This window comes from Micromonospora sp. PTRAS2 (assembly GCF_054052245.1).
The window spans coordinates 216,066-237,230 of record NZ_JBSWBU010000001.1 but is presented as its reverse complement, the minus strand read 5'-3'; the positions used below and the strand labels follow the sequence as shown (position 1 = coordinate 237,230).

Here is a 21,165-nt window from a genome sequence, read left to right as displayed (position 1 = left end):
GCGAGTTCTCAGCGCAACGCTCCTTCGAGGAGAGGACAGCATCTCATGCTGCGTACCCGCAAATCCGCAGCCGGCGGGCCGGCGCTCGCCGGCTTCCGCCGGGCCGTCGGCGCGACACTGGCGGCGGCCGTCGCCGGCACGTTCCTCGCCGGCCCGCCCGGCGCGGCCCGCGCCGATCCGGCAGCAAAGCCGACGGTACGGCCGACCTCAGGGCCGACGGCGTTCGGGCCGATCCGTTGGGTGCCCTGCCCCGCCGACGGCTCCGCCGAGTGCGGCACCCTGTCGCTGCCGGTGGACTGGGCCGACCCGGCCGGCCCGAGGTTCGATCTTGCCCTGGCCCGCCGGCCGGCGACCGACCCCGCCGCCCGCGTCGGCGTGCTGTTCTTCGGCCCCGGCGGCCCGGGGGACTCCGGCGTGCAGAAGGTGGTGGAGAGCGTGCGGTTCAGCGCCGAGCAGCGCCGCCGCTTCGACATCGTCAGCTTCGACCCGCGCGGCGTCGGCCGCAGCAACCCGGTGGTCTGCGCGGCGGACCTGCTCGCCCGGGTCCCACAGGTGATCACCGACCAGGCGCAGTTCGAGGCCACCGTACGCGACAACGCGGAGCTGCGCGCGGACTGCCGGGCCCGCACCGGCCCCGTCTTCGACCACCTCGACACCCGCAGCGCGGTACGCGACCTCGACGCCGTCCGGGCCGCCCTCGGCGAGGAGCGGCTGACCTTCCACGGCAGCTCCTACGGCACGCTGCTCGGCGCGCAGTACGCCGACGAGTATCCGCACCGGGTGCGGGCCATGGTGCTGGAGAGCGTGATCGACCACAGCCTGCCGATGCGGCCGTTCCTGGCCAGCCAGGCCGCCGCCGCGCAGGACTCGTTCGACGAGTTCGTGGCCTGGTGTGACCGCTCCGCCGACTGCGTCCTGCACGGCCAGGACGTCCGGGCGCGCTGGGCGGAGTTGCTCGACCGGGCCGAGCGGGGCGAGCTGCCCGATCCGACGTTGACCCCGTTCGCGCTGACCGCCCGCGCCCAACGCGACCTCTACGGCCCCGACTGGGCGGTACTCGCCGGCCGCATCGCGACCTGGTCGGCAACCCCGGCGTCCGCCGCTGCCGCTGCCGCCGCCACCGCCGGCCCAGGGACACCGGCGACCGCAGCGAACCCGCTCGCCGTCTTCTGCCAGGACTGGAGCCTGCCCGTCGACAACTACACCGAGTACGCCCGGCTACTGCGCCGGCTCGCCGCGATCGCGCCCGACGTCCGGTATCCGATGGGGGCGCAGGCCGTCGCCCTGTGCCTCGGCGCGCCCGTCGGCAACCCGCAGCACCGGCTCCGGGGACGCACCGACGTGCCGGTGCTGGTGGCGGCCACCCGGCACGACCCGGTGAGCGAGTTCGACCGGGCCGCCGCCGTCGCCCGCCAGCTCCACGGGGTCCTGCTCGCGTACGAGGGGTGGGGGCACGGCAGCTACACCACCAGCCCCTGCATGGGCGCCACGATCGACCGCTACCTGATCGAGCTGGCACCCCCCGCCCCCGACACCCACTGCCCGGCGGTGGAACCGGCCGCGACCAAGTAGAACCCCGTCAGGCCAGCCGGGCGGCGCGGCCCTCCAGGTAGCGGCGCTCGGGGAGGCTGGTGGTGGATCGGGCCGCCGCTCGGTACGCGTCCCGGGCGGCGGCCGGGTCCCCGGCCAGCTCCAGCAGGTGGCCCCGCACGGCGGCCAGCCGGTGATGCCCGGCGACGCGCTCGTCGCCGTCGAGCGGGGCGAGCAGGGCCAGGCCGGCGCGCGGACCGTCCACCATGGCCACCGCCGCCGCCTCGTTGAGGGTGACCATCGGGTTCGGGGCGAGCCGGCCCAGCAGCCGGTAGAGCGCCACGATCTGCCGCCAGTCCGTCTCGGCGGCGCTCGGGGCCTCGGCGTGCACCGCCGCGATCGCCGCTTGGAGCTGGTACGGCCCGGGCGGCGACCAGGTCAGCGCCTCGGTCACCAGGGCGGTGCCCTCGGCGATCGCGGCCCGGTTCCATCGGCTGCGGTCCTGCTCGGCCAGCGGCACCAGTTCGCCGTCGGGGCCGGTGCGCGCGTCCCGGTGCGCGTCGGTGAGCAGCATCAGCGCCAGCAGCCCGGCGACCTCGCCGTCGTCGGGCAGCAGCCGGCGCAGCTCCCGGGTCAGCCGGACCGCCTCGGCGGTCAGCTCGGCGCGCTGCAGGTCCGGCCCGCTGGACGCGGTGTAGCCCTCGTTGAACACGAGGTAGAGCACCTGGAGCACGGCGCGCATCCGCTCGTCGCGTTCGGCGGGCGAGGGCAGGACGAACCGGGCCCCGGCCGCCTCGATCCGCTGCTTGGCCCGACGGATGCGCTGGCTCATCGTCGCCTCGGGCACCAGGTGGGCGCGGGCGATCTGGGCGGTGGTCAGCCCGCCGACCGCGCGCAGGGTCAGCGCGACCTGCGCCGACCGGTTCAGCGCCGGGTGGCAGCAGAGCAGGAGCAGCAGGAGGGTGTCGTCGCCGGTCGGCGGCTGCTCGTCGGGCGGCGGGGCCACCGCCGCGTACGCCGGCTCCCGGAGGGCCACCGCGACCTCGCGGTCCCGGCGGGCGTGCTCGCTGCGCCAGGCGTCGGTGAGCCGGCGGGTCGCCACGGTGAGCAGCCACGCCCGGGGGTGGTCGGGCACCCCGTCGGCGGGCCAGCGGGTCGCGGCGGCCAGCAGCGCCTCCTGCACGGCGTCCTCGCAGGCGTCGAACTGGCCGTGCCGGCGCACGAGCAGGCCGAGGACCTGCGGCGCGAGCCCGCGCAGCAGGTCACCGACGCCCGCACCGCCCGGCCCGGCGGAGCCGGTCGCGTCGCCGCCGACCGGCCCGGCACCGGTCACATCTCCGCCCCGGCCTCGTCCATGATGGGCCGCACCTCCAGCACGCCGAACCCCCGCACCACGTCCGGCCAGCCGGCGGCGATCTCGGCGGCCCGCTCGATCGACTCGCAGTCCACGGTGAGATAGCCGGCGAACTGCTCCTTGCTCTCCATGAACGGCCCGTCGGTGACCTCGACCCGGTCGCCGGCCAGCCGGGCCGTGCGGGTCTGCGACGGGTCGGCCAGCGCCTGCCCGCCGACCAGCTCGCCGGAGGCCGTCAGCTCCCGCATGATCTCGTCGACCTCGCCGAGGAGGGCGGCCCGGTCCTGCTCCGACATGCCGTCGACGAAGCCGGGGCGGTTCCAGATCAGCAGCATGTACTTCACGGCGTACTCCTCACGTGTCGGCCGCGCCCCGTCGGCGCGTCCCGGCAGGGGGTCGGAGCCGGTGCGCCGAACCCGACACCCGGGCCGGAGCGGATCCGCCCGGGTGCAGCGCCGCCCGGTCGGCGGCGGAGGTGCCGGACGCCCAGCCCTCCTCGTCGGCGACGGTGAGCCGCTTGCTGGTCACGCCGGGGAACAGGTCGTCCAGCCGCTCCCGCACGGCGGTCGCGCGGGACGCGAGCACCGGCAGCAGCCGCTCCCCGCCCTGTTCCCGGGCCGCCTCCCGGCCCGCCTCGTCGGCGGCGGCCCGCAGCCGCTCGCCGATGCGCAGCGCGAACGCGTTGAGGAACGACTCGTCGTACGCCTTCGTGCGCCGGCTGCCGCCGCGCACCCGGCGCTCGGTGCGCCCCCGCAGCATCGCGGCGGTGGCCTGCACCAGCAGCGACGTGTAGAGCAGCTCGACGGCCGCCAGGTCGGCCGGGAAGCCGAGCACCGTGGCGAAGCCCAGGTCGTCGGACCACACCGACTCGCAGCGGTTCGCCGCCGCCACCTCCTGCACCAGCAGCGCCTTCGCCCCCGGGTACGGCGGCTCGGTGCCCAGCCGCACCCCGCCGGGCGCGTCGCCCCGCTCGGCCGTCGCCTCGACCAGGGCCGCGTCGATGCTGTGCCGGGCCATCAGCTCCTGCGCCTTGCCGGTCAGCGCCTCCGCCTCCGCCGGGAAGGTCGTCGACTCGGCCTTGGCCAGCAGCGCCCGCACCCGGTCGAGCATCCGTGACCCGCTGCCGCCGCGCCCGACGGCCGTGGCCGGGGCGGCCACGCCGGGCGGCGGGCGCAGCACCGCGATCGGCGGGAGCCCCTCCACCAGCGCCAGCACGTCGACGGCGTCGCGCAGGGCGGCGATCCGGTCGGTGCCCTCCCGGGCCGCCCAGGCCGTCAGGTGCCGCCGGTCGTCGTCCCACCACACGGCCGCGTCGAGGCTGGCGAGCTGGTCGTCCCACCAGGTCGGCACCGGATCGGGCTGGACCCTGCGCTGGGCGGCGGCCAGGTCGGCCACGAGCCGCCCGGCCGCCGGGCCGAGCCGGCGGGTCGCGATGCGGACCAGGTCGACGGGCTGCCAGCCCCGGGGCCAGAGCCGGCCCACGCCGCCCACCAGGCGCGCGGTCAGGGCGGCGTCGACCGCCGCCGGCCCGTCGGGCACGCCGGCGCCGACCACCAGGCGGTCCAACTGCCGCTCGGCGGCGCGTACGTCGGTGCCGCGCGCCGCCGCGAGGGCGTCGGCGACCAGCGCGTCGGCGTCCGGCACGAGCTGCTCCTCAGGGTCTGGTGGCGGAACGTCCGCTGGTCGGGGCGGAGCCGTCGACCAGGTGCCGCCGGGAAACCGTACCGCCGGAGCAGCACCCGCCGGGCGTGAGCGCCGCCACGGCCGACGAAATGACCGCCGGACGCCTCATCCGCTCCGGGTCGCCGTCCGTATCCATCCGTGCACGGGTGCGGAATCCCTCCGTGCACCGACAGCGGATCGACGGGACGGAGCGCGAGTTGTCGAGTCGTACCCATGCCAGGTCCGGCCCGGGTGGCCACCGCCGGCGGCGCGCCGCCACCCGGAACGGGCCGGTGGTCGCGTGCGTCGCCCTGGCCGTGGTCGCCCTGGCCACGGCCGGCGCCGGGGCCGTCCGCCGGGGCGGGCCGGACCAGGCGACCAGGCCGGTCGCGGCCGCGGGGGTCGCCGCGCCCACCCTCGCCTCGCCGACCACCCGGGCCCCGGCCCGGCCCGCGACCCCGGCCGCGCAGGCGCCCGCCGACATCACCTTCCCGCCCCGGGGTACGGGCGACTTCCGCGCCGCCACCCTCCGGGGCGCCGTCGCCGGGCGCTCCGGTGAGCTGCTGCGGTACCGGGTCACGGTGGAGGAGGGGATCGACGGCGTCGACGTGGAGCGGTTCGGCCGGGAGGTGGGCGCGATCCTCGCCGACCCCCGGGGCTGGACCGGGGCGGGCCGGTGGCGGCTGCAACGCGTCGGCCCGGACGACCCGGCCGACTTCACCGTCGCGCTCACCACACCGGTGACCCGGGGTGTCCTCTGCGGGGACGTCACCGACCACTACACGTCCTGCCGCAACGGTGACCGGGTGGTGATCAACGTGGCCCGCTGGGCGGGCGGTGTGCCGCAGTTCACCGGCGACCTCGCCACCTACCGTAGGTATCTGCTCAACCACGAGGTGGGCCACCGGCTCGGCCGGGGACACGAGCTGTGCCCGCGCGAAGGGGGACCCGCCCCGGTCATGCAGCAGCAGACCCTGGGCCTGCACGGCTGCCTCCCGAACGCCTGGCCCGAGGTGGACGGTGCCGTGTTCACCGGCCCGCCCGGTCAGTACGACGACCCGGTGCCGGACGGCTTCTGAGGTCCGGCCCCGGCGGCCCGTTCGGACGGGGTGGTGCGCTGCCGGCACGCTGGGTGAGTGCGATCGACGCAGATGACGGCTACCCTGGGGACGACCGGCACCCGCCTTCTGCTACGAGGGATCGCTGCCGGTGCCGATCAGGGGAGTTCCCGTTGGGCCCCGCCACGCCGCTGTCCGTTTCGTTGCCACCCCCCGGTGGCCTGTCGATCGGCCCGTTCACGGTCGCCGAGGGTCGGGGGCGACTCGTCGTGACCGGGGAGATCGACATCGCCACCTCGGGTGAGCTGGCCTCGGTCCTCGCCGACCTGCTCGACGGCGCACCGCCGGCCGCCCTGGAGCTCGACTTCGGCGGCGTCCGGTTCCTCGACTCCTCCGGCATCCTGGTGCTGCTGCGTGCCCAGGGCCGGGCCGCCGACCGGGGCTGCCGCCTCACCGTCGCCGACGTGCAGCCCACGGTCCGCCGGGTCCTGGAGATCACCGGCGTGCTGGAGCTGCTCGGCCTGGGGATCATCCCGGCCGAGGCCGCTGACGACGCGACGCCGGCCCGCTGACGACGCGACGCCGATTCGATGACGAGGCACCGCAGACCCGCTGACGACGCACCGCCGATTCGATGACGCCGGCCGCCCGGGTCGGCGCTCCCGGTCACGGCCGGTCGACCAGCTCGCCGGTCTCGATCAGGTCGCGGGCGACGTCGAGCAGTTTCACGTTGAGCCGCTGGCTGGCCCGGACGAGCAGCTCGAACGCCTGCTCCCCGGTCAGCCGGTGCCGCTCCATCAGGATCCCCTTCGCCTGACCGATCAGGTCCCGCACGTCCAGCGCCTGGGAGAGCTGCGCCAGCCTCCGGGCGTCCCCCATCGCCACGGCCGCGTGCGCGGCGAAGAGCACCCCGATCCGCTCCGACGCGTCGGTGAACGCCCCCGGCTCACGCGCGTAGAGGTTCAGCGCGCCGAGGTTGTCCCGGGCCAGGTAGAGCTGGAACGACAGCATGCTGCGTACGCCCAGCCCGTCGATCCGGCGGACGAAGTCCGGCCAGCGGGTCTCCGCGGCGACGTCGGGCATCCGCACGGTGTGGTGCTCGAAGAGCGCCGTCAGGCACGGGCCCTGACCCGTGTCGTACTGCGCCTGGTCGACCCGGCGGACCAGATTGCCCGTCGCCGCGCTGGTCACCACCCGGTGCCGGCCCTCTACCTCGGTGATCGCGGCGTGCCAGGCGCCCGGCACGGTGCCGACGGCGCACCGGACGATCCCGTGGAGGGTGGCGTCGAGGCCGGGTTCGTCCTGGAGCGCGCGGGCGATCTCGGCGAGGCGGCCGGCGAGGTCGTCGTCCGGCCCGGCGGTGCGCGGCCGGCGGCTCGACGTGGCCCTGATCCGGCGTGACCGGATCGGGTCCGGGCGGCTCTCGACGTCCATGACGGCCCCCTTCCGCCGCCGGCCCCTTCCCCTCTCGCCGACGGCCGTGGACCGATACCCGGGTGGCCGTCCGGCCAATCCCCGCCGACCTCGGCGGCCCACTGCCTGCGAGCGTCCCGCCCTCGTCAGCGGATGCCGCCTCCCGTCGTCAGCGGGTGCCGCCCGCCTCGTCGGCCTCCCGCCGGGGGAAGGACGCCCAGATGTGCTTCGTGCCTTCGGTGGCGTACCAGCCGACGTCCAGCGAGAAGGCGCGGGCGAGCTGGAGGCCACGACCGCCGGCCCCCAGCGGTCGGGTGTCGGCCAGCTCGGGCACGGTGGTCAGGTCGTGGTCGGCGACGTCGAGGATGAACAGGTCGTCGTCGCGCAGCAGCCGGACGGTGGTCGGCGGCAGCCCGTGCAGCAGGGCGTTGGTGGCCAGCTCGGTGGCCACGAGCACGATCCGTTCGGGGATGTCGTCGAGCTCCTCGCCCTCGGCGAGCGCATGCCCGGTCAACGCCTCGTGCAGGGAGGCGCGCAGGCCGCGCAGCTCCGCCCCGGTGGACAGCGCCCAGGTCCGCATCTCGACGGCGCGGGGCGGTGGCGGCGACGTCCGCAACGATCCCATGAGCGGGCAGTACCCTGCGCGCCCGCCGTTCACACGACCCACGGCCGGGCCCGCCGGGGGTGGGCGGGCCCGGCCGTGGGTCGCGGTCAGGCCAGCGGCTTGCCGCCGGTCACCCCGAGCACCTCGCCGGTGACGTAGCTGGACTCCTGCGATGCGAAGAAGACGTACGCGGGGGCCAGCTCGGCCGGCTGGCCGGCCCGGCCCAGCGGGACGTCCCCGCCGAACGACTCGACGGCCTCCTCCGGCATGGTGGCCGGGATCAGCGGCGTCCAGACCGGCCCCGGCGCCACGCAGTTGACCCGGATGCCCCGGTCGGCCAGGTCCTGCGCCAGCCCCTTCGTGAAGTTGACGATGCCGGCCTTGGTGGTGGCGTAGTCGAGCAACTGCGGCGAGGGTTGGTACGCCTGGATCGACGCGGTGTTGATGATCGTGGAGCCGGGCGCCAGGTGCGGCACGGCGGCCCTGCAGAGCCAGAACATCGCGTACAGGTTGGTCTTGAGGACCCGGTCGAACTGCTCGGTGGTGATGTCGGTGATGCCGCCCTCCTGCGCCATCTGGTGGGCGGCGTTGTTCACCAGGATGTCCAGCCCGCCCAGCTCGTCCACGGCCCGCCGGACGATCTCCACGCAGTGTTCCTCCTCGCGGATGTCGCCGGGCACGGTCACCACGGTGCGGCCGGCCGCACGGACGAGGCGGGCGGTCTCCTCGGCGTCGTCCTTCTCCTCGGGCAGGTACGTGATCAGCACGTCCGCGCCCTCCCGGGCGAAGGCGACGGCGACGGCGCGGCCGATGCCGGAGTCCCCGCCGGTGATGACGGCCCGCTTGCCGGTCAGCCGTCCGGTGCCCCGGTAGCTGTCCTCGCCGTGGTCGGGCGCGTCGGGCATCCGCCCGGTCCGCCCGGGGGCCGACTGCTGCCCGCCGGTCTGCTCGTCGGGGGTGGGGAACTGCTCCTGGGGGTCCCGCCTGTCGTACTGGTCGTGGGTCACGGCCGCATCCCTTTCCTCCGGGGCCGGTGGTACGACAGTGAACTTCCCCGGTCGGACGTGCCCAATCGCGTCACACGGCGACAATCGCCCATCCCGGCGCGTGTCGCGGCGACCGGCGGGCGGCAGGGGGGTGCTCACCCGCCGTGGCCCGGACCGCTACCGTGTTCCGTGTTCCGGACCGGGGCGAGGCAGTCCAGGTGGAGCGGGACGGGCCGGCCGGCGTAACGGCATGGACACACGTGGGGCACCGCAGGGTGCCCGTTCCGGTCCATGATGTTCGTCGGTTGTTCGCATACCGGTTCACGGACTTGACGGGGAAGAAGACGATGACGGCCAGTACGAATGTTCCCAAAGTCAGCGTGGTGGTGCCGGCCTACAATTCCGGCCCGCACATCGAGAGGCTGATCGCCTCTCTGTTGCGCCAGTCGCTGCAGCCGGGGGAGTTCGAGGCGGTCTTCGTCGACGACGGCTCCACCGACTCGACCGGGGCCCGGCTGGACGAGCTGGCCGCCGCGCACCCGCACATCCGGGTGGTGCACATCGACAACTCCGGTTGGCCGTCCCGGCCGCGCAACGTCGGCGTCGCCAACGCCCGCGGTGAGTACGTCTTCTTCTCCGACGACGACGACTGGTTCGGCGACGAGGCCCTGGAACGCCTCTACGCGTACGCCGTGGAGAACGACGCGGACATCGTGATCGGCAAGATGGCCGGCCACGGGCGCTCGGTGCCGCGCGAGCTGTTCCGCCGGGACCGTCCGGACGCCACGCTGGACAATGCCCCGCTGATCGACAGCCTGACGGCACACAAACTGTTCCGCCGGTCCTTCCTCGAAGAGCACGAGATCCGCTTCGTGGAGGAGAAGCGCCGGCTGGAGGACCACCTCTTCGTGGTCCGGGCCTTCCTGCTGTCCAAGCGCACCTCCGTGCTGTCGAACTACGTCTGCTACCACCACATCCGCCGCGAGGACGCCGGCAACGTGACGGCGCAGGGGCTGGACCCGGCGGGCTACTACGCCAACCTGCGCGACGTGCTGGACGTCGTCGACGCGCACACCGAGCCGGGGCCGCTGCGCGACAAGCTGCACCGGCGCTGGCTGCGTAACGAGATGGTCAGCCGGCTGCGCGGCAAGCGGTTCCTCCGGGAGCCGGCCGACTGGGTGGAGCAGGTGGCGCTGGAGTGCGGCAAGATCGTCCGTGAGCGCTTCGCGCCGGGCGTGGCCGCTGGGCTCCCGCCGCTGCAACGGGCGATCACGGCCCTCACCGCGGCCGACGACGTCGCCGGGCTGCGCGAGCTGGCCGAGTGGGAGGCGGGCGTCCGCGTCCAGGCCCGGGTCGACGACCACCGGGTGGACGGGACGGTCCTCACCGTCGACGTCACCGCGCACCTCGCGTCCGGCGACCAGCCGGTGGCCCTCACCGCCTCCGACGGGCGCTACCAGATCGTCCTGCCCGTCGACCTCGACCCGGAGATCCTCGACGTCACGGCCCGCCGGGCCATGGCCCGGCTCGACGTGGTGGCCCGGCGCAAGGAGGGCGGCGAGGAGTGCTTCCTGCCGGTCGAGTTCCGGGTCGAGGACGCCCCGGTCCAGGGCGCCGGGCAGGGGCGGGTGCATCTCGTGCACCACGCCACCGCCACGGTGGACTTCGCCACCCTGAACTCGGGCCGGACCGAGGGCACCTGGCTGCTCAAGGCCCGGCTCACCGAGAACGGGTGGACCGAGGACGCGCGGCTCCCGCTGACCTTCCGGTGCGCCGCTGACGGCGCCGCCCCGGTGCGGGTCGTGCCCGCCGCGAAGAAGAAGCCCGCCCTGCACCGGCGCGTCCGCAACCGCCTGCGCCGGGTGGCCAACCGCCTGCTGGGCCGGTAAGGAAGGGCCCCCTGTTAACGCATTCGGTATAGCAGGGTTCCCCTCTCACCTCTCTCGTGGACCGGCGGGCATCCCGGGCGGATGAACCGTTTCGCCGCTGCCCGCGTAGTCATTGTCAGCGCCGCGCGGCGTCCAACCGGACAGCCGGACGGCGGAGCGGTGCGGCGGCGCCGACGATCCGAGGTGTCCCGGTGGCGGGGCGACGGGAGGACCACCATGACCAGCGACCCGCGGCCCGGACAGCGGACGTTGCGCCGGGCCTGGGGACTCACCCGTTCCCTGGCCATCTACCACGGCCAACCCCACAAGCACCGCCGGGCACTGGAGCTCTACCGGGAGTTCCTCAAGCCCGGGGACGTCGGCTTCGACATCGGCGCCCACGTCGGCGGCCGGGTACGCACCTGGCGGCGGTTGGGCGCGCGGGTGGTGGCGGTGGAGCCGCAACCCGACTGTCTGCGGGCCCTGCGCCTGTTCTTCGGCCGGGACCCGAACGTGACGATCGTGCCCGAGGCCGTCGGCGCGGACGCCGGCCGGGCGCGGCTCGCCCTGTCCACCGCCACCCCGACGGTCTCGACGATGTCTACCGAGTGGATCGAGTCGGTCACGGCGGACAGCAGCTTCTCCGGGGTCCGCTGGGACCGGTCCGTCGAGGTCGACGTGGTGACCCTCGACGACCTCGTCGCCGCGCACGGCGTTCCCGCGTTCTGCAAGATCGACGTCGAGGGCTTCGAGGTGGACGTGCTGTCGGGGCTCAGCCGGCCCCTGCCCGCGCTGTCCTTCGAGTACCTCCCCCCGGCCCATGACGCGGCCCTCGCCGCGCTCGACATCGTGGACCGGCTGGGCGGCCCGGCCGGCGGGTACCGCTACAACTATTCGCCGGTGGAGACGATGCGCTACGCCGCTGACGAGTGGCTCGACGCGGCCGGGCTGGTGCGGCTGCTGGAGCGGTTCCGCCCGGCGGGCCGGTCCGGCGACGTCTACGCCCGCCTACGCGGGGCCTGAGGCTGGTCCCGGCGCGGGTGTCGGGCCGCGATCCGTTGCCCGGGGCCGGAGGCCGGCCCCGGCGCAGCCGCCGAGCCCGATCCGTTCGGTGGAGTGAGATTCGCTCCGATGGTGGTGCGTTCCGTCGCCGGGATCATGTCTGATGGCGATCGGCCTGATTCCGGCGAGGCACGAGATGGTGAGGCGGTTTCGCCTCTTACGGTGTCCTCGGCATGCCGGCGGGTGGACGCTGCCGGGGCCGACCCGGTGGCGCGATGCGGGCGCTAACAGGGGGTTTGTCTCGATGCGTGTTCGGAGCCGCGTGATCGCGGGTCTGGTGGCCGGGACTGTCGTGTTGATCGGTCAACCGGTCATCGCGGCGGTGTCTGCCTGGCAGGCGGGTCCTGCCGCCAAGGCGCTCGTCGTGGAAAGGCCGGGGCACACCGGCCTGGTGCCCAGCGCACCGCGCAACGATGTCCCGAGGATCACCGACGGTGAGGTCACCGACATCGAGGTGATCGGGAACCGGGTGTTCATCGCCGGCTCGTTCACCGGGATCGCCAACGTCGGGCAGACCGCGCTCGCGCAGCGGTGGCTGGCGTCGTACAACATCGACACGGGCAAGGTCGACACCGGCTTCCGGCCGACGTTCGACGGGGCCGTCGAGTCCGTCGAGGCGTCGCCGGACGGCTCGGCGCTCTACGTGGCCGGCACGTTCAACACCGTCGGCGGACTCACCAAGCGCAAGGTCGCCCGGCTCGACCCGGTGACCGGTGCCCCGGTCGCCGGCTTCACCGCGCAGGGCAACGGCCGCGGGACCGCCCTGGCCGTGACCAACAACGCGGTGTACGTCGGCGGCCAGTTCACCAAGATCAACAGCACGAACCGCACCGGCCTGGCGGCGCTCAACCCGACCACGGGGGCGGTGGACGCCGGCTTCGACCTGCAGCTGTCCGGTGGCATCGGCGTCGGCGGCATGCTCACCGTGCAGCAGCTCAAGCTGACCCACGACGGCGCGAAGCTGATGGTCGTCCACACCGGCCGGCAGATCGCCGGACAGGACCGCTACGGCGTCGGCCTGATCGACACCGCCACCAAGGCGCTCCTGCCGTGGCGCACCCGCCTGTGGGAGGACAACCTCTCCTTCGTCGGCGGCATCCAGCGGGCCTTCGGCGGCGACATCTCGCCGGACGACTCGTACTTCGTCGTCACCAGCGGCTCGGGCGGCGACCGCCCGCCGATCAACGACACCGCGATGGCGTTCCCGATGGCCGGCGGCGACCACGTCGAGCCGATCTGGATCTCCCGGCACTTCGACAGCATCTACTCGGTCGCCGTCACCGAGGCGGCCGTCTACGTCGGCGGCCACTTCAGCTGGCAGGAGTCGCCGACCGCCAACGTCCCGTGGCCGGGCCTGGACAACGTCGGGTACGGCACGGGCCAGGGCCTCAGCGGCTACGGCCTCGGCGACCAGGTGGTCCGCCGCGACCACCTCGGCGCGCTCGACCCGGCGACGGGCACCGCCCTGGAGTGGAACCCGGGTTCCAGCTCCTACGAGGGCGAGAAGGCGATGCTGGCCACCCCGCGCGGCCTCTTCGTCGGCGGCGACGGCAACACCAAGGGCGGCCTCACGGTGGGTCGGGTCGGCTTCTTCGACCTGGGCCGGGTGCCGGCGCCCTCGGCGGTGGAGACGACGATCGACACGCCCATCGAGGGTCGGGTGAAGCCCGCCAACGGCTCGTTCACGATCGAGGGCCAGGCGACCGCGCCGTCCGGCGTCAAGAAGGTGCAGCTCGAGATCCAGAACCGCGGCTCCAAGAAGTACCTCCAGCCGGACCTGAAGACGTGGGGCTCGTCCGCCGTCATCGTGTCGACCCTGGCCAGCCCGAACGCCACCTCGACCATGTGGTCGCTGGCCGTCTCGCTGCCCGTCGGCGAATACCAGATCCAGGCGAAGACGTTCGGCCGCACCAGCAGCGAGACCGACGCGACGAAGGCCGTCAAGAAGATCGAGACGTTCAGCTTCGACGACCTGCCCCCGACGACGAAGTTCAGCGCGCCGGCCGCCGGCCTGCTCGCCACGAAGACCTTCGTGGCCACCGGCACCGCCACCGACGACAAGGGCGTCAACGCGCTGACCTACTCGTTCCGCACCCCGGACAACCGCTACCTCCAGGACGACGGCACCGTCGCGCCGGTCTACAACACGTTCCGCACCGAGCCGGACGTGATCGGCGCGGTGTCGACGACCTGGCAGGTCGAGGTGACCCTGCCGACCGAGGGTGAGTGGCGGATGACCGCCACCGCCATCGACACCGCCGGCCAGAGCGACCTGCGCGGCGAGAACCGGGACTGGATCATCGCGGAGGACGGCGTGGCGCCGACGGTGGCCATCACCGCGCCCGCCGCGATGACCCCGCCCACCGCCGCCGGCCCGGTCACCGTGGCCCCCGGCAGCCCGCTCACCTTCTCCGGCACGGCCAGCGACGACGGCACCCTGAAGTCGGTCGAGGTCTACCTGCGCAACACCACCACCCGCGAGTCGCTGGCCGCCGACGGCACGTGGGGCCCCGACGCGGTCGCGGCGTACCACCGGGTGTCGCCGACGAACCTCAACGCCGCGTCGTACAACTGGTCGTTCACCACCGCGGCGCTCACCCCGGGCATCTACGACTTCCGGGTACGCGCCACCGACAACCTGGGCCTGGTCACGACGAACGCCAACCTGGGCAAGCTGGCCGTCACCGCCCAGGTGCCGGGCGACGCCTTCCCCAACGGGAAGCTGAACTTCACCGGCACCGACCAGAACGTGGAGCAGTTGCACCTCAACCTGGCCGGCACCGCGACCGACGACAAGGGCGTGCAGGGCGTCCGGGTGGCGCTGCGCGACCTGGACACCGGCCGGTACGTGCAGCCCAACGGCACGATGGCGGCGAGCTTCGCCACGGTGAACGCCACGCTCGCCTCGCCCGGCGCGACGAGCACCGCCTTCACCCTGTCGGTCGACCTGCCGACCAAGGGCGAGTACAGCGTCGAGGCGTGGGCCGTCGACACGTCGGGCCAGCAGGACAGCTCGACCTCCGGGGCCACCGCCAAGTACCTCGTCTACCCGGGCGACCTCGACCCGCGCCTGGAGCCGAGCCTCAGCCCGACCAACGGCGCGGTCTTCGGCGACTCGCGGATCGTGGTGACCGGGCGCGCGGTGGACGACGTCGGCATGTCGAAGGTGGAGGTGCAGATCGTCAACGGCGCGGGCCAGGGGATGAACTCCTCCGGCGCGTTCGGCGGCGGCTCCGCCCCGTGGATCGCCACGTTCCTCACCAGCCCGGGTTCGCCGGGGTCGAACTTCGCGTACACGTCGCCGGTGGTGCCGGCGGGCGCGTACACGATCTCGGTGCGGGCGGTCGACAACTACGGGCAGCTCCAGCAGCCGCCCACCACCATCTCGGTGACCGTCAGCTGAGCTGACGGCAGCCCAACCCGGGCCGCGTCGGGGCTACTTCCGCCCCGACGCGGCCCGGCCCGTATCCGGCCGCCGGCCCGATGCGGGCCACGTCACCGGTCGGGGGCCGTCTCCGCAGCCGGGCGGCGGGGGCAGCCCCGCAGGGCGTACGCGACGAGCCCGACCACGGCGAGGACCGTCGCGCAGACCGTCGCGGCGGTGGTGCCGGCCGGCTGGACCAGCCAGGCACCGACCTGCAGCCGCACCTGGTCGCTCGGCCCCAGCCACGGCAGCATCGCGACGAGGGTCCAGGTCAGCGGGGCGATCCAGGACAGCGCGGCACCCAGCAGCGCGGCGCCGAGCGCGGTGAGCCCGAGCAGGCCGGCCGTGTTGCGCGCCACCACGCCGAGTGGTTCGAACCGCACGTCGGTGAGCGTGCTGGCCAGGAGCAGCGCGACGATCGCGGCGGCGGCCAGCAGGACGTGCCCGGCGCGGCGGGCGGGCCAGTTGACCGACGCCGTGTGGTCGAGGGCGTCGTCGGCGCCGCCGAGCGTGGTGCCGACGGCGACCGCCGCGATCAGCGCGGCGACGCTGACCACCCGGGCGTTGACGGTCTGCCCGTCGGAGAAGTACGGCCAGCTCGCCCAGAGCGACCCGACCGCGCAGACCGTGCCGGCCAGCGCCAGGGGAACCCGCCGGGCCCGCAGGTACAGGCGGAGCCACCTCACGGTTGCGCCAGGAACAGCAGCGAGTGGAACCGGTCGATCTCGCAGCCGAGCGCGGCGGTGCGGGCCGCCTGCACCCGCTTGCGCTGCTCGTCGGGGGGCAGGTTCCGCAGCTCCCGGAGGGCGGCGCCCACCTTCTCCCGCTCCTCGGGGGTCGACCCCCGACCGAGGGCCGGCTGCCCGCCGGTGAGCCAGGCGACGGCGACCGCACGGGCCAGGTAGGTCGTGTGGTCGGTCCCGCACTCCCGCCACCAGGCGGCGTCGAGCAGCGCTGCCCGCAGTTCGTCGGGCGAGACGTCGGAGAAGCCGGTCCAGCCGACCGACAGGGCGTCGAAGACCAGGGTTCCGTCGTCGCGGACATGGTTCGCGTCCGACCGGACCGTGTTGTCGAGCAGCTGCCTGCTCTCCTCCACGCGGGTGGGGGCGGCGCCGGGCAGCTTCGCGTCGATGAGGGCCAGCGTCTCCCGGGCCGGGCCGACGACCCTGGGCAGCAGCGCGGCGTGCGCCCGGGTCACACAGACCTGGGGGCCGTCGTCGTCGCAGACCAGCTCGACGGCGGCCGGATCGAGCACGGCCGACCCGGAGTAGCCGCCGGTGGGCAGCAACGGCACCGCCACGGCGGCACCGACCACGGCCGGAAGCACGGCCAGTGCGACGGCGCGGCGGCCGACCGCGCCGAGCAGCAGCAGCCCGGTCGCGGCGAGGGCCGCCAGCCACAGCGCCTGGAGCAGGCTGACCGACGACGGGATCGTCTTGAAGTCGTTCAACGAGCTGATGGCAGGGGCCAGCAGCAGCACCGCCGGGTCGGGCCGGACCTTCGTGAAGTTCTCGTCGTAGCCCGACATCGAGACGTAGTCGGGCACGAAGGTCAGCACGGCGAACGCGACCACCGCGAGGATCGGGGCGGTGGCCACCCGGGGCACCGCCCGCCCGGCGGCCATGCCCAGCCAGCCGGCGGCGACCAGCGCGAGCGCGCCGACCGCGGTGATCGGGATCGTCGCGACGGGGAAGTATCCGGCGCTCGGCGCCACCCAGGGGATCCCGAGGAGGAACGTCAGCAGGTACACGGTGACCAGCGCGACCGCGTAGCCGGCGGCGAGCGGGACGCTGCGCTGCCACCGGGGCCGGACGGTGGTGCCGAACAGCTCGTCGACCCGGTGCCGCCGGTCGCGACGTCCCAACCATGCGCCGCCGGCCAGCGCCAGCGGCATCAGCATCATCAGCGTGGACCGGGCGTACACCGCCAACTGCGTCCACCGCCCTGCGTACCCCCCGGTGACGGTCAGCATGAGCGCGGCGCCGACGATCACCAGCAGCAGGGCGATGCCGGGGACCGCCGACCGGCGCACCTCGGTCCGCATGATCCTCCCGGTCATGCCGCCACCCGCTCCCGGTGGGAGCGCAGCAGCGCCGAGTAGCCGCGCTCGGCGGCGCTGTCCCCGGCGTCGCCGGTGCCGCCCTGCGCGGCGAGCTGCCCCGTGGTGCCCTGCCACACCAGCCGGCCCTCGTGCACCAGCACCACGTCGGTGCAGGCCACGGCGACGTCCTCGACCAGGTGGGTGGAGACCAGCACGCAGCTGTCCGACCCGATGTCGCGGAGCAACTCGCGGAAGTCGAGCCGCTGCTCGGGGTCGAGGCCGACGGTCGGCTCGTCGAGCAGCAGCAGCTCCGGGTCGTTGACGATCGCCTGGGCGATCCCGGCCCGGCGCACCATGCCGCCGGAGAGCGTCTTCATCCGGGCGTCGGCCCGGTCGGTCAGGCCCACCCGGTCGACGGCCCGCTGGACCGCGCCGGGGATGTCGGCCTTCGGCATCTCCTTGAGCCAGGCCATGTACTCGACGAACTCCCGGACGGTGAAGCGCGGATAGAAGCCGAAGTGCTGCGGCAGGTAGCCCAGCCTGCGGCGGACCCGACGCAGGTCGGCGCGGCCGCTGACGTTCTCGCCTAGCAGGTCGAGCCGCCCACCGGCGGGCTTCACCACGGTGGCGAGCGCCCGCATCAGGGTGGTCTTGCCGGCGCCGTTCGGGCCGAGCAGCCCGTGCACACCGGTGCCCAGCGCCAGGTCGAGCCCGTTGACCGCGAGGCGTCGGCCGGCGCGGACAGCCAGGTTCTCGGCGTGCACCGTCCACGCGTACGTGGTCGGTGCGGTCTCCGCCGCGCTGACGGCACGCATCATGATCTCTCCGTTCGTCGTGTCGTCGGCGGTGCCCGCCGACGGAGAAGGGGATGTACCGGCCGGACGACCGGGGTCGCCGGTGACGACCGGTCAGCTCCGGTCGGCGCGCAGCCGGCTGTGGTCGGTGGCCCGCAGGAGCACCACCGCGCTCAGCGCGACGGTGGCCAGCGCCCAGCCGGGCCAGCTACGGGTCTGGAGGACGACCGGCAGTTCCTGGCCGACCAGGCTCGGCGTGATCACGCCGACGGACCAGGCGATCGCCAACCCGAGCGCCGCCCGGTCCACCCCGACCAGCCCGCCCAGCGCCAGGGCGCCGGCGGTGAAGGCCAGGCACGGCAGCAGCCACAGCGCCGGCGAGTGCCCGGTCCACCAGCCCGCCACGGCCAGCACCGGGACGACCGCCGTCAGGATCGCCAGGGTCCGGCGCAGCAGCAGCGGCAGCCCCGCGCGGGGCACGGTGGCGATCAGTTCCCAGGCCGGATCGGTGCGCCGGCTCCACGCGGCGGCCACCAGCAGCAGCGGCACCAACGGCGCGACCAGCAGCACCGGCGACGGCATTCGGCCCGACACCATCTCCAGCAGGACCGCGACGACCACCAGCGCGGTGGTCGTGGCCAGCCAGGGCAGGAGCCGCGCGGCGACACCGGTGCGCCGTAGCCGGCGGCGACGCACCGGCCCGGGCCCGGCGTCGAGGCCGGCGGCGATCCCGACGGCCACCCGGTCCAGCAGTTGCCGGGCGGCCGGGTCGGCCGCGTCGGCCAGCAGCGCCCGGCACCCGGCGCAGGACTCCAGGTGCGCCTCGACGGCCCAGACGGTGACGTCGTCGACGCCGTCGTCGCCGGTGGCGTACCGGGAGATGAGGGTGGGGGTGGGGTGGTCGGTCATGACAGCGCCTCCCGTAGCGCGATGCGGGCCCGCCGCGCGTACGTCTTCACGGTTCCCTCCGGCATGCCGAGCAGCACCGAGGTCTCCCGCGTGGTCAGCCCGTCGAGCACCATCGCGCGCAGGACCCGGCGCAGGTTGGGCGGCAGCGCCAGCAGCGCCTGCTCCAGGTCGGCGTCCATCCCGCCGGCCAGCGCCTCCTCCTCGGCGGCGGGGGCGACGGTGGCGAAGGTCCGCACCGCCGGGACCCGTTCGGCGCGGGCGCGGGCGCGGAACGCGTCGACCAGCCGGTGGGCGGCGATCGTCCACAGCCAGCCGACGGCGCTGCCGCCGCCCGCGTGCTGGGCCTGGCTGCCGGCCGACCGCCACACCGCCAGGTAGGTGTCCTGGAGCACCTCGGCGACCACGTCGTCGTCGGCGCAGCGCCGCCGCAGCCGGGCGGTCAACCAGGGCGACGTACGGCGGTACAGCTCGTCGAAGGCCCGCCGGTCGTCCCGGGCGACGCGGCGCAGCAGCGCACCCTCGTCGAGGGTCTCCAGGCTCTGTCTCACAACAGGCAAGACGATCCCCGGGCCCACCCCGGTTTCCCATCGGTGGTGATCCACGTCACACTTGGCGGGGGGTGTTGCCGGGGCGGTCTCGGCCGACGGGGCCGGCGGTGGCTGTTGTTACCGATAACATAGACGCCTATAGTTTTCTGGCGAGAGTCGCCCCGGTCCAGCGTCGGCGGCGGTCGGCTCCGCCGCCGAAGAGGAGACAACGATGAGACGTACCGCTTCCCGCCGCCGGTGGGTGACCGCCCTGGCGGCCGGGTTCCTGCTGGTCGGCGCCGCCGTGGGTCTGCACGCGCCGGCTGGCCAGGCGCTGGAGAACGGGGTCGCCCGCACCCCGCCGATGGGTTGGAACAGCTGGAACACGTTCGGCTGCAACATCAACGAGACGTTGATCCGGCAGATGGCGGACGCGATCGTCAGCAGCGGGATGCGCGACGTGGGCTACGAGTACGTGGTGGTGGACGACTGCTGGTTCAACCCCAACCGGGACTCCGCCGGCAACCTCCAGGGGGATCCGACCCGGTTCCCCAGCGGGATGAAGGCCCTGGGTGACTACATCCACGGCAAGGGTCTCAAGTTCGGCATCTACCAGGTGCCGGTGGACAAGACCTGCGCGCAGTACTTCGGTGGGTATCCGGGGGCGACCGGCAGCCGCGGGCACGAGGTCCAGGACGCGCGGCAGTTCGCCGCGTGGGGGGTCGACTTCCTCAAGTACGACTGGTGCTCCCCGCAGGGCACGATCAACGACCAGGTGGCGACGTTCGCCAAGATGCGCGACGCGCTGGCGGCGACGGGCCGGCCGATCGTGTTCAGCATCAACCCGAACAGCATCCACGAGAAGACGGGCCCCCAGCGCAACTGGGGCGACGTGGCCAACATGTGGCGGACCACGGAGGACATCACCAACGCGTGGAACACCGGGCAGACCAACGGCTACCCGATGGGGATCCAGAACATCATCAACGTGACCGTGCCGCTGGCGTCGTACGCCCGGCCGGGGGCGTTCAACGACCCGGACATGATGGAGGTCGGCCGGGGCGGGATGACCGACACGGAGATGCGTAGCCACTTCGCGATGTGGGCGATCATGGCGTCGCCGCTCATCGCGGGCAACGACATCCGGTCGATGAACGCGGCGACGCAGACGATCCTCAAGAACCAGAACCTGATCGCCATCAACCAGGACCCCCTCGGCCTCCAGGGGGTGCAGGTGTCCAACGACGGCACCCGCCGGGTGCTGGCGAAGAAGCTGGCCAACGGTGACGTGGCGGTGGCGCTGTTCAACCAGGGCAGCGCGACCACGACGGTCTCGATCACGGCCCCCGCGATCGGCATGAGCCCCGGCACCCTCACCCTGCGCGACGCGTGGACCAACGGCACCAGCACCACCACCGGGACGATCTCGGCCAGCGTCCCGAGCCACGGCACGGTCGTCTACCGGGTCAGCGGCCCGGGCAGCACCCCGCCGCCCCCCACGACCCCGCCGCCCACCCCGCCCTCGCCCTCCCCGTCGCCCACGACGGGCCCGCCGGCCGGCGGGTGCCGGGTCGGCGCGACCGTCAACGCGTGGAGCACGGGCCTGACCGAGGACATCACGATCACCAACACGGGCAGCTCGGCGATCAACGGGTGGTCCCTGGCGTTCACCCTGCCGGCCGGGCAGAGCATCACCGGCGGCTGGAACGCCACCTACGCCCCGACCAGCGGGCAGGTGACCGCCACCAACGTCAGCTACAACGCGGCGATCCCGCCCGGCGGCTCGGTGTCCATCGGCTTCCAGGCCAACCACACCGGCAACTCGGCCGCACCGGCGGCCTTCACGCTCAACGGCAGCCCCTGCTCCCGCGCCTGAGGGAGCGTGACGGCCCGAGCCTGACGCCGGGCCCCGCCCGGTGCGCGCGTGCGGCGC

General features: G+C 74.1%; 18 protein-coding genes. 7 read left to right on the top strand and 11 right to left on the bottom strand.

Annotation, left to right across the window (positions count from 1 at the left end):
• Nucleotides 1-45 precede the first annotated feature (45 nt).
• The gene (locus tag ACVMYR_RS01105) at nucleotides 46-1,572 is read left to right on the top strand and encodes an alpha/beta fold hydrolase (RefSeq protein ID WP_457120898.1); all 1,527 of its coding nucleotides are present in this window, start codon (nucleotides 46-48) and stop codon (nucleotides 1,570-1,572) included.
• A gap of 7 nt (nucleotides 1,573-1,579) precedes the next feature.
• Here ACVMYR_RS01105 and ACVMYR_RS01100 read toward each other — a convergent pair whose 3' ends face one another.
• From ACVMYR_RS01100 to ACVMYR_RS01090, 3 genes are all read right to left on the bottom strand, one after another.
• The gene (locus ACVMYR_RS01100) at nucleotides 1,580-2,791 is read right to left on the bottom strand and encodes an RNA polymerase sigma factor (protein WP_457121279.1); all 1,212 of its coding nucleotides are present in this window, start codon (nucleotides 2,789-2,791) and stop codon (nucleotides 1,580-1,582) included.
• 68 nt (nucleotides 2,792-2,859) lie between these two features.
• Nucleotides 2,860-3,219 carry a YciI family protein gene (locus ACVMYR_RS01095; RefSeq protein WP_457121278.1) on the bottom strand — a complete coding sequence of 120 codons (360 nt, stop codon included), beginning with the start codon at nucleotides 3,217-3,219 and terminating at the stop codon, nucleotides 2,860-2,862.
• A 19-nt stretch (nucleotides 3,220-3,238) separates the two neighbouring features.
• On the bottom strand, nucleotides 3,239-4,528 hold the full coding sequence (locus ACVMYR_RS01090; RefSeq protein ID WP_457120897.1) for a DUF2786 domain-containing protein: 1,290 nt from the start codon (nucleotides 4,526-4,528) through the stop codon (nucleotides 3,239-3,241).
• A 185-nt stretch (nucleotides 4,529-4,713) separates the two neighbouring features.
• Between ACVMYR_RS01090 and ACVMYR_RS01085 the strand changes: the two genes are divergently transcribed.
• Entirely contained in the window at nucleotides 4,714-5,625 is a 912-nt protein-coding gene (locus ACVMYR_RS01085) for a DUF3152 domain-containing protein (RefSeq protein ID WP_457120896.1), read from the top strand.
• Nucleotides 5,626-5,873: 248 nt separating this feature from the next.
• On the top strand, nucleotides 5,874-6,176 hold the full coding sequence (locus ACVMYR_RS01080) for an STAS domain-containing protein (RefSeq protein WP_457120895.1): 303 nt from the start codon (nucleotides 5,874-5,876) through the stop codon (nucleotides 6,174-6,176).
• A gap of 94 nt (nucleotides 6,177-6,270) precedes the next feature.
• On the opposite strand, the gene ACVMYR_RS01075 is transcribed toward ACVMYR_RS01080, so the two are convergent.
• The 3 genes from ACVMYR_RS01075 to ACVMYR_RS01065 all read right to left on the bottom strand — a co-directional run bounded on the left by ACVMYR_RS01075 (nucleotide 6,271) and on the right by ACVMYR_RS01065 (nucleotide 8,628).
• Nucleotides 6,271-7,038 carry a GAF and ANTAR domain-containing protein gene (locus ACVMYR_RS01075; protein WP_396788893.1) on the bottom strand — a complete coding sequence of 256 codons (768 nt, stop codon included), beginning with the start codon at nucleotides 7,036-7,038 and terminating at the stop codon, nucleotides 6,271-6,273.
• Nucleotides 7,039-7,186: 148 nt separating this feature from the next.
• Nucleotides 7,187-7,642 carry an ATP-binding protein gene (locus ACVMYR_RS01070; protein ID WP_396788894.1) on the bottom strand — a complete coding sequence of 152 codons (456 nt, stop codon included), beginning with the start codon at nucleotides 7,640-7,642 and terminating at the stop codon, nucleotides 7,187-7,189.
• A gap of 86 nt (nucleotides 7,643-7,728) precedes the next feature.
• Nucleotides 7,729-8,628, bottom strand: coding sequence for an SDR family oxidoreductase (locus ACVMYR_RS01065; protein ID WP_396788895.1), 900 nt, complete (start codon nucleotides 8,626-8,628; stop codon nucleotides 7,729-7,731).
• A 326-nt stretch (nucleotides 8,629-8,954) separates the two neighbouring features.
• On the opposite strand from ACVMYR_RS01065, the gene ACVMYR_RS01060 reads away from it, so the two are divergent.
• From ACVMYR_RS01060 to ACVMYR_RS01050, 3 genes are all read left to right on the top strand, one after another.
• Nucleotides 8,955-10,496, top strand: a complete 1,542-nt coding sequence (locus tag ACVMYR_RS01060) for a glycosyltransferase family 2 protein (RefSeq protein ID WP_077935870.1) — start codon at nucleotides 8,955-8,957, stop codon at nucleotides 10,494-10,496.
• Between the two features lie 216 nt (nucleotides 10,497-10,712).
• On the top strand, nucleotides 10,713-11,498 hold the full coding sequence (locus ACVMYR_RS01055; RefSeq protein ID WP_043961628.1) for an FkbM family methyltransferase: 786 nt from the start codon (nucleotides 10,713-10,715) through the stop codon (nucleotides 11,496-11,498).
• Nucleotides 11,499-11,901: 403 nt separating this feature from the next.
• Nucleotides 11,902-14,940, top strand: coding sequence for an Ig-like domain-containing protein (locus ACVMYR_RS01050; protein WP_457120894.1), 3,039 nt, complete (start codon nucleotides 11,902-11,904; stop codon nucleotides 14,938-14,940).
• Nucleotides 14,941-15,032: 92 nt separating this feature from the next.
• Here ACVMYR_RS01050 and ACVMYR_RS01045 read toward each other — a convergent pair whose 3' ends face one another.
• The 5 genes from ACVMYR_RS01045 to ACVMYR_RS01025 form a co-directional block, all read right to left on the bottom strand.
• The gene (locus ACVMYR_RS01045; RefSeq protein WP_077935862.1) at nucleotides 15,033-15,647 is read right to left on the bottom strand and encodes a hypothetical protein; all 615 of its coding nucleotides are present in this window, start codon (nucleotides 15,645-15,647) and stop codon (nucleotides 15,033-15,035) included.
• Nucleotides 15,644-17,020 carry a hypothetical protein gene (locus ACVMYR_RS01040; protein ID WP_457120893.1) on the bottom strand — a complete coding sequence of 459 codons (1,377 nt, stop codon included), beginning with the start codon at nucleotides 17,018-17,020 and terminating at the stop codon, nucleotides 15,644-15,646. The genes ACVMYR_RS01045 and ACVMYR_RS01040 overlap by 4 nt, the downstream gene beginning before the upstream one ends.
• A complete protein-coding gene (locus ACVMYR_RS01035) occupies nucleotides 17,017-17,820 on the bottom strand; it encodes an ABC transporter ATP-binding protein (RefSeq protein WP_387106297.1) in 804 nt (267 codons plus the stop codon). Before ACVMYR_RS01035 ends, ACVMYR_RS01040 begins: the two co-directional genes overlap by 4 nt.
• Nucleotides 17,821-17,910: 90 nt before the next feature.
• Nucleotides 17,911-18,705: a zf-HC2 domain-containing protein gene (locus ACVMYR_RS01030; RefSeq protein WP_091283507.1), complete on the bottom strand. Its 795-nt coding sequence runs from the start codon at nucleotides 18,703-18,705 to the stop codon at nucleotides 17,911-17,913.
• On the bottom strand, nucleotides 18,702-19,253 hold the full coding sequence (locus ACVMYR_RS01025; protein ID WP_457121277.1) for an RNA polymerase sigma factor: 552 nt from the start codon (nucleotides 19,251-19,253) through the stop codon (nucleotides 18,702-18,704). The genes ACVMYR_RS01030 and ACVMYR_RS01025 overlap by 4 nt, the downstream gene beginning before the upstream one ends.
• Nucleotides 19,254-19,464: 211 nt before the next feature.
• Here ACVMYR_RS01025 and ACVMYR_RS01020 point away from each other — a divergent pair, with 211 nt between their 5' ends.
• Nucleotides 19,465-21,108, top strand: a complete 1,644-nt coding sequence (locus tag ACVMYR_RS01020; RefSeq protein WP_431896516.1) for a cellulose binding domain-containing protein — start codon at nucleotides 19,465-19,467, stop codon at nucleotides 21,106-21,108.
• The last annotated feature ends 57 nt before the right edge of the window (nucleotides 21,109-21,165 follow it).

What these genes read in the sequence shown, in the direction of transcription:
- ACVMYR_RS01040 (WP_457120893.1), bottom strand. Translation starts at nt 17,020, where the DNA reads ATGACCGGGAGGATCATGCGGACCGAGGTGCGCCGGTCGGCGGTCCCC.
- ACVMYR_RS01020 (WP_431896516.1), top strand. Translation starts at nt 19,465, where the DNA reads ATGAGACGTACCGCTTCCCGCCGCCGGTGGGTGACCGCCCTGGCGGCC.
- ACVMYR_RS01095 (WP_457121278.1), bottom strand. Translation starts at nt 3,219, where the DNA reads ATGCTGCTGATCTGGAACCGCCCCGGCTTCGTCGACGGCATGTCGGAG.
- ACVMYR_RS01035 (WP_387106297.1), bottom strand. Translation starts at nt 17,820, where the DNA reads ATGATGCGTGCCGTCAGCGCGGCGGAGACCGCACCGACCACGTACGCG.
- ACVMYR_RS01075 (WP_396788893.1), bottom strand. Translation starts at nt 7,038, where the DNA reads ATGGACGTCGAGAGCCGCCCGGACCCGATCCGGTCACGCCGGATCAGG.
- ACVMYR_RS01030 (WP_091283507.1), bottom strand. Translation starts at nt 18,705, where the DNA reads ATGACCGACCACCCCACCCCCACCCTCATCTCCCGGTACGCCACCGGC.
- ACVMYR_RS01105 (WP_457120898.1), top strand. Translation starts at nt 46, where the DNA reads ATGCTGCGTACCCGCAAATCCGCAGCCGGCGGGCCGGCGCTCGCCGGC.
- ACVMYR_RS01055 (WP_043961628.1), top strand. Translation starts at nt 10,713, where the DNA reads ATGACCAGCGACCCGCGGCCCGGACAGCGGACGTTGCGCCGGGCCTGG.
- ACVMYR_RS01070 (WP_396788894.1), bottom strand. Translation starts at nt 7,642, where the DNA reads ATGGGATCGTTGCGGACGTCGCCGCCACCGCCCCGCGCCGTCGAGATG.
- ACVMYR_RS01060 (WP_077935870.1), top strand. Translation starts at nt 8,955, where the DNA reads ATGACGGCCAGTACGAATGTTCCCAAAGTCAGCGTGGTGGTGCCGGCC.